Source organism: Gordonia sp. (in: high G+C Gram-positive bacteria), assembly GCF_049299075.1.
Taxonomy (GTDB): domain Bacteria; phylum Actinomycetota; class Actinomycetes; order Mycobacteriales; family Mycobacteriaceae; genus Gordonia.
In genome coordinates, this window is the sequence record NZ_JBAQWU010000262.1 from 1 (window position 1) to 6,161 (window position 6,161).

6 protein-coding genes and 1 pseudogene are annotated in these 6,161 nt (G+C 66.3%); 4 read left to right on the top strand and 3 right to left on the bottom strand.

Features of this window, described 5'->3' with window-relative positions; all coding sequences use genetic code 11:
* Positions 1-413, top strand: a 413-nt coding sequence (locus WAW85_RS08160; RefSeq protein WP_422559120.1) for an anti-sigma factor, incomplete at its 5' end; no start/stop codon positions are given.
* 48 nt (positions 414-461) lie between these two features.
* On the opposite strand, the gene WAW85_RS08165 is transcribed toward WAW85_RS08160, so the two are convergent.
* From WAW85_RS08165 to WAW85_RS08175, 3 genes are read right to left on the bottom strand one after another with little or no spacing between them, the layout of a single operon-like run.
* Positions 462-722, bottom strand: a complete 261-nt coding sequence (locus WAW85_RS08165; protein WP_422559121.1) for a DUF4190 domain-containing protein — start codon at positions 720-722, stop codon at positions 462-464.
* An 8-nt stretch (positions 723-730) separates the two neighbouring features.
* Positions 731-2,332: an asparagine synthetase B family protein gene (locus tag WAW85_RS08170; protein ID WP_422559122.1), complete on the bottom strand. Its 1,602-nt coding sequence runs from the start codon at positions 2,330-2,332 to the stop codon at positions 731-733.
* The gene (locus WAW85_RS08175; protein WP_422559123.1) at positions 2,314-3,195 is read right to left on the bottom strand and encodes a hypothetical protein; all 882 of its coding nucleotides are present in this window, start codon (positions 3,193-3,195) and stop codon (positions 2,314-2,316) included. The genes WAW85_RS08170 and WAW85_RS08175 overlap by 19 nt, the downstream gene beginning before the upstream one ends.
* 477 nt (positions 3,196-3,672) lie before the next feature.
* Here WAW85_RS08175 and WAW85_RS08180 point away from each other — a divergent pair, with 477 nt between their 5' ends.
* The 3 genes and pseudogenes from WAW85_RS08180 to WAW85_RS08190 all read left to right on the top strand — a co-directional run.
* Positions 3,673-4,467: a lysophospholipid acyltransferase family protein gene (locus tag WAW85_RS08180; protein WP_422559124.1), complete on the top strand. Its 795-nt coding sequence runs from the start codon at positions 3,673-3,675 to the stop codon at positions 4,465-4,467.
* A 136-nt stretch (positions 4,468-4,603) separates the two neighbouring features.
* Positions 4,604-5,455 (top strand): HAD-IIB family hydrolase, encoded by an 852-nt coding sequence (locus WAW85_RS08185; RefSeq protein WP_422559125.1) that lies wholly within the window; start codon positions 4,604-4,606, stop codon positions 5,453-5,455.
* Positions 5,456-5,764: 309 nt separating this feature from the next.
* Positions 5,765-6,161: pseudogene (locus WAW85_RS08190) on the top strand (stage II sporulation protein SpoIID); the annotation flags it as partial.

Consider the following 6,161-nt stretch of genomic DNA (forward strand, 5'->3'; position numbering starts at 1 on the left):
CAATCGTGCTGGGTGCCGGTGGCGCGGTACTTGGTTACTCGATCGCGGGCCGGGACGCGCCCGCCTCGACATCGCCCGCCGACCAAATTTTCGCGGCACCGGACGTGCGGACGACCAGCGGCGAGGTGGCTGGTGGTCGGGCGACAGTCACCTACTCCCCGGCGACGGGCGAGGGCATTCTGGTGATGAATCAGGTGCCGCAGCCGGCGCCGGGCACGATCTACCAGATGTGGCTCGACGGGCCGAGTGGTTCACGGCTCGCCGGGACGATGTCCGAGTCGGACGTCGCGCCGTCGACCACCGCGATCATCCACGATATGAGTGGAGCCACCGCGGTCACCTTCACCGTCGGCAACGCGGCGGAACCGACCGTGCGCGTGGGCGAGCCGGTGGCCAGCCTCCCGCTGTCATAGGACTCGGCGCGGGCAACCCGTGGGTGAGCGTCTCGGCTACCAGAGGGTCTACGACACCAGGTAGATCACGACGATGAGGCCCAGGACCAGCGAGATGGCACCGATGATCACCGCGGCCCGGGCGCGACCGTCGCCGGTGATTGTGCCCTGCGCCGCCCGGATCTCGGCACGTGCGGAGGTGCCGAGAATGATCGCCGCGATGGCGGGGATGAACCAGGCGTACGGGATGACCAGAGAGGCGATCGCACAGACGAGCGCCCAGGTGGCCTTGGTCGAAGACTGGGGCGTGGTCGGAACTGGCTGAGACATGGAGATACCTATCCTTCCTGTTGTGGTTGGGTGAATTCGCTAGTCGACCCGCTTCTCGGCGGGAAGAGGTTCCAGCGCAGTGCCCCGACGAAGTCGCGGGACTTCTCCAGCGGAGTGTGATCCTGCAGGAGTTGGCCACTGGCCAGCGCGTTTCGCAGGTCGTCGCCGGAGGCGGCCAGCGCCGCATCGAAGTCGCGGTGTAGCGGAGTGTGAGCCGCCAATCCGTGCCGGTGGTACTCGCGCGGCATCCAGGGTTTGAAGAGGCGTACGCGGTCGTGCAGACCGGAGGAATACGAGAGTCCGTGCTTGGGTCGATTGATCACGTAATCGGGTACGAGCTGCTCGACTGCCCGCCGCAGGATCCACTTGTCCTGACCGTCGCGGGCCTTCCACGCCGACGGCACACGCAGGGCGGCTTGGACCACCCGCTGATCGAGGAACGGCACACGTGCCTCGACGGTCGCCGCCATACTGGCGCGGTCGACTCGTTGTAGTTCAGTGCGACCCAGGCTCCGAAGCTTGTAGGTGAACAGTTCCCGCTGTTGATCGGCGGGCACCGTTTGATACATCGGATATCCGCCGAAAAGCTCGTCGGAGCAGTCGCCGCCGATTGCCACGCGCACACCGTCGTCGGCGATGGCCTGGAACAGCGGGGCGGAGATGGCGGCGTTGATGATGTCGCCGTACTCGCTCAGCTCGGAGAATCCCACGGCCGCCAGGGCGGCAGATCGGGGGATGTCGCGCGGCCGCAGTTCGATCACCCGATGCCTGATCCCCAGATCGCCCGCCACCCGGGCGGCGTATGCGACATCGGGACTGTCTGGGGTACCGATGGTGTATGCGGTGCACTCGGGATGGACCCGTGCGGCCACCGTAGCGACGATCGTGGAGTCAAGTCCTCCGGACAAAATGACCCCGAGCGGAAGGTCCGTGTGCACCCTGGATTCGACGGCGGCGACCACGGCGGCGCGGATGGCCTCGACAGCCTCGGCTTCGGACGTGAACTCGCGCTGTTCGCCAGTCCGCACCGCCTCGTCGAGGTCGTAGTACGCGCGCAGCCGGGCACCGCGCGCCGCGGAGATCCACCCGTGGTGGCCGGGTGGGACCTCGTCGATCGGTGCGCCGACAGGCACCAGTGCCTTGATCTCGGATGCGACGAAGACAAGCGGACCGTGGATGGCGTAGTAGAGCGGCTTCACCCCGAACTGGTCGCGCGCGACATAGACGGAACCGTCGCGTTCCATGGCGAACGCGAACTCTCCCGCGAGTTGGTTGACAGCCTGCTCACCCCACTGGAGCAGGCTGAGCGCGACCAGTTCGGTGTCTGAGGAGGTCTCCGGGAGCCGTCCGAGGCCGACGAGCTCGTCACGGAGCTCCCCGAGGTTGTAGATTTCGCCGTTGTAGCACAGCGTGCTCTCGCTGGCCGGCCCGAAGCGCCAGGGTTGGACGGCGTGTTCCCGGTCGACGATCGGAAGCCGACGAGTCGCCGCCGCGAGATCACTTCGTTCGTATCGTTCGGTGATCGTGCCGCGGTGTTCCACCGCCGCGATCATGGCCCCAAAAATGTCGGTCGACCATCCTGAGCCGACGATCATCGCGATTCCGCACACGTCGAACCTCCCGTCGTCATTGCCGGATTGAGGCAGATATGCCAGGCCTGTCCCTCGTCTATGACGTTGAACTCCGCAGCGTGTGCGCGTTCGATCAGGAGATCGGCAAGAGCGTTCCCATACCCGTTGTGCTTCATCCAGGCCATCTCGATATCGGCTGCCCATCCGACGCAGTGCGCGCTGCCGGTGGCGGCGGTGTAACCGGACGAGCGCATCTCATCCTGGTAAGCAAGGCTGCGCACCAGGCTGTTCACCCAGATTTGGGGTGCACCGGGCGCCCGGGCTGCGAGGTCGTCGGCGAGCGAATTGAGAACACCGATCATCTCTGGCCGCCCGTAGGGCAGGCGCATCCCGATCGTTCGAGGAGACCGGTGCGGAAGGGCCCGTCGATCGGCTGCACGGAGGGCGCGTCGCACCGGGTCGAACACCTGGACTCGGAATCCGAAACGCAGATCCCGGTGGCGGCGGGCCGAGCGTAGATCAACGAGGTCAACGTCGGCACGGATCTGGTCATCGGTGCGGTAGGGCGGAACATGCGACCACCAGGCGGCGTCGAGAGCGGAGAGCAATTCCACGCGCACCAGGGCGCCGACGTCACGAGCTGATGAGACGCGGGTCGGCTGGAAGGTCGTGGCGCGTTGGGCGAGATCGTCCAGCGCGCGGTGCCGAGTGCCGTCGCCCGCTGCGGCTTGGAGCACGGTGGTGATCGCGGCGTCAGCGAGGCCCTCTTGGATCGATGACTCGACGCTTTCGGGTGCGCAGCAACTCACCGTTTCGCTCAACTTGTCGACGGCGATGCGGAACTGAGTGATTGCTTCGTGACTGGTGAGAGCGAAAGGGGACCTCGCTGTGTCGCGGTGCATCGTCGGGTTTCCGTCTGGTATATCCACAAAATCAGCGCTGGGGAGCATCCTCGGCGTTCACGCGGACCTGCTCGTCAAAGGACGGTCCGATCCGCATTGATTTCCCCTTCGTTAATCCCAATTCGAACAAGCATGATTGCAAAATTCACTGTAAGCACCGGTGCACGGAAAGTGCACACTGAGTCGAACTCCACAAATGGCGATGATGGCGTGACAAATGGGGCATGTACCGGGGCTTAGTCGAATTGGCATTTTTTGATCAGTCCTCATCGAATTGGGAATGGCCTGAAGCAGCCGGGCCGTGGCACGCAGTCGGGATGGTGGCTGGCGCTGCGTGCATTCGGCCGCCGCGGGGTGCGCTGCGCGCAACTGTCGTCGGGCGCATACCCGCCAGCGGGTAGACCGACGCCCAGGTGCGTAGCGCTACCGACAGTTGGTCTCGCCCATGATCGCTGGCGCGCGACTAAGCTCGCCTCCATGGAACCCGTATACGACACGGTGATCGGCATGGCCCGCACCCTGTGGCTGGCCCAGGGCCTCAAGTTCACGATTTCCGGTGTGGAGAACGTCCCGGTGAGCGGCCCCGGGGTGGTTGCGATCAATCACACCGGCTACCTGGACTTCACCCTCGCTGGCATTCCCGCCCACCTGCAAGGCAGGCGCAAGGTCCGTTTCATGGCAAAGCAGGAAGTATTCGACAACAAGGTCGGCGGCCCGATCATGCGCGCCCTTCGGCACATCCCCGTCGATCGTGGGAACGGCGCGGCGAGCTACCAGATGGCCGTCGACTATCTGCGCGACGGCGAGCTGGTGGGCGTCTACCCAGAGGCCACCATCAGTCGCAGCTTCGAGATCAAGGGATTCAAATCCGGTGCGGCCCGCATGGCGCTCGACTCGGGCGCGCCGATCATCCCGACGGTGGTCTGGGGGGCTCAGCGGATCTGGACCAAGGGGCACCCGAAAGCGATGGGGCGCAACAACTTCAAGATCGCGATTGGTGTCTGCGAGCCGATCCTCCCGAACGGCACCGCCGAGGAGGTCACTCAGCGCTTGCACGATTCGATGTCGACCAAGCTGGACGAGCTGCAGCAGATGTACGCGCAGTGGAACGGTCCGTACCCGGCCGGCGAGTTCTGGGTGCCGGCGAAGCTCGGCGGCGGCGCCCCGACACTTGAGCAAGCGAACGCGCTGGACGCCGCCGAGGCGGCCGAGAAGGCAGCCCGCCGTGCCGCCCGTGAGCAAGCGGCCGGAGACGACGCGGGGAAGAACTGACGCCGGGGGCCTGGCGCGGAGGGGACTGACGTGGAACACGCCTTCGCTGGCTGTCGGCCCGGTGCGGCGGCAGCCCGCCAGCCTTCGAGGAGGTACTGGTGATCGCAAAGACTGAGGACGTCGAGGAGGAGCCGTCGTGACCGAGACTTTCTGGGGACCACCGACGCTGATCACGTCCGATGTTGACGGCACGTTGCTCGATGACCGCGAAGAGCTGACGCCGCGAACCCGGGCGGCGCTGGAACGGGCGCGCGCCGCCGGGGTGGAACTGGTGTTGGCTACCGGGCGCCCACCGCGGTGGATCCCACAGGTCGCCGACCAACTCGCGGGCTCACCCGCAGCGGTGCGTTACGCGGTCTGTGCCAACGGGGCAATCGTCTACGACGTCGTCGCCGATCGGATCCTGCATGTCGAGGCTTTGCCGCCGGACGTCGTTCGGGTGCTGACCGAGGCGATCGGGAAGCGCCTGCCTGGCGCGGGCCTGGCCGCGGAACGAGCCGGAACGGTGGCGCAGGCCGGGGCTGGCGATGCGGTGACCGCGCCGTTCGTCGCGTCCGTCGGCTACGAACACGCCTGGCTCAACCCCGACCACGTCGAGGTCAGTGACGAGCAACTGTATGCCGCGCCCGCGGTGAAGGTGCTCGCTCGCATGCCCGGGATGAGTTCGCGGGACATGGCGCACCGAGTGCGTCCGGCCGTCGACGGTCTTGCCGAGGTGACCTACTCCATCGATACCGGACTGATCGAGCTGTCGGTGCCGAAGGTCCACAAAGCCAGTGGCCTGGCCTGGCTCGCCGCCAACACCGATCTCGCCGCGGCGAACCCGATCGCTTTCGGTGACATGCCGAACGACATCGAGATGTTGCGCTGGGCCGGCCGGGGTTTCGCCATGGGCCACGGCGACGCCGCCGCGATCGCCGCCGCCGACGAGGTGGCCCCACCCAACTACGAGGACGGCCTGGCGCAGGTCCTTGAGCGCTGGTTCTGACGCGCCGATCCGGCAGCCGGACTGGGATGCGCCGTAGTCGGGCGATGTCGCGACCGTCTTTGCGTGTCGCGGTCCGTGCAGCCACCGCGACACTCGGGGAGGGTCGCGACACGCGGGGAGTGGGGGAGGGCCGTCGTCGGCGATGTTGGCCCGGGCCAGGCGTTTTCGAATGTTGTTCGACAAGCGTGACCGGGTTGTGACCGCGGCACAGTTGTGACTGGGACCCATCGATCACTACTGTCACATAAGTCCCACTAATCACACGGGCCACATGCTGCAGCTGGGGTCCCGCGCGAATGAGGTAGAGCAGTGCCAGGTACCCGACCACGTCAAGCAAAAAAACGCACCCTGACGTTCGCTGCCTTTGGGCTGGCGCCCGTGCTGTTGGTAGGCGGGGTCGCCGTCGGCGGCAGCGGGTGGATCGACAGCGCACGCATCTCGCTGAGCGCGGGAGAGTCGCTGACGCTGACCGGTCACGGCCACGGCCACGGTCGCGGGATGGGGCAGTGGGGCGCCTATGGCTACGCCAAGAAGGGCTGGAATGCCGACCGAATCCTGAGTCACTACTACGGCAACACGACCGCGGGGAAGGTGGACAACCCCGACATCACTGTCTCGCTGAGCGAGAAGAAGTCGGTGAGTGTCCGCGCGGACGCCGGTGCCCGAGTAGGCGGCCAGCCGGTGGCTCCCGGACAGGCCGTGAGCC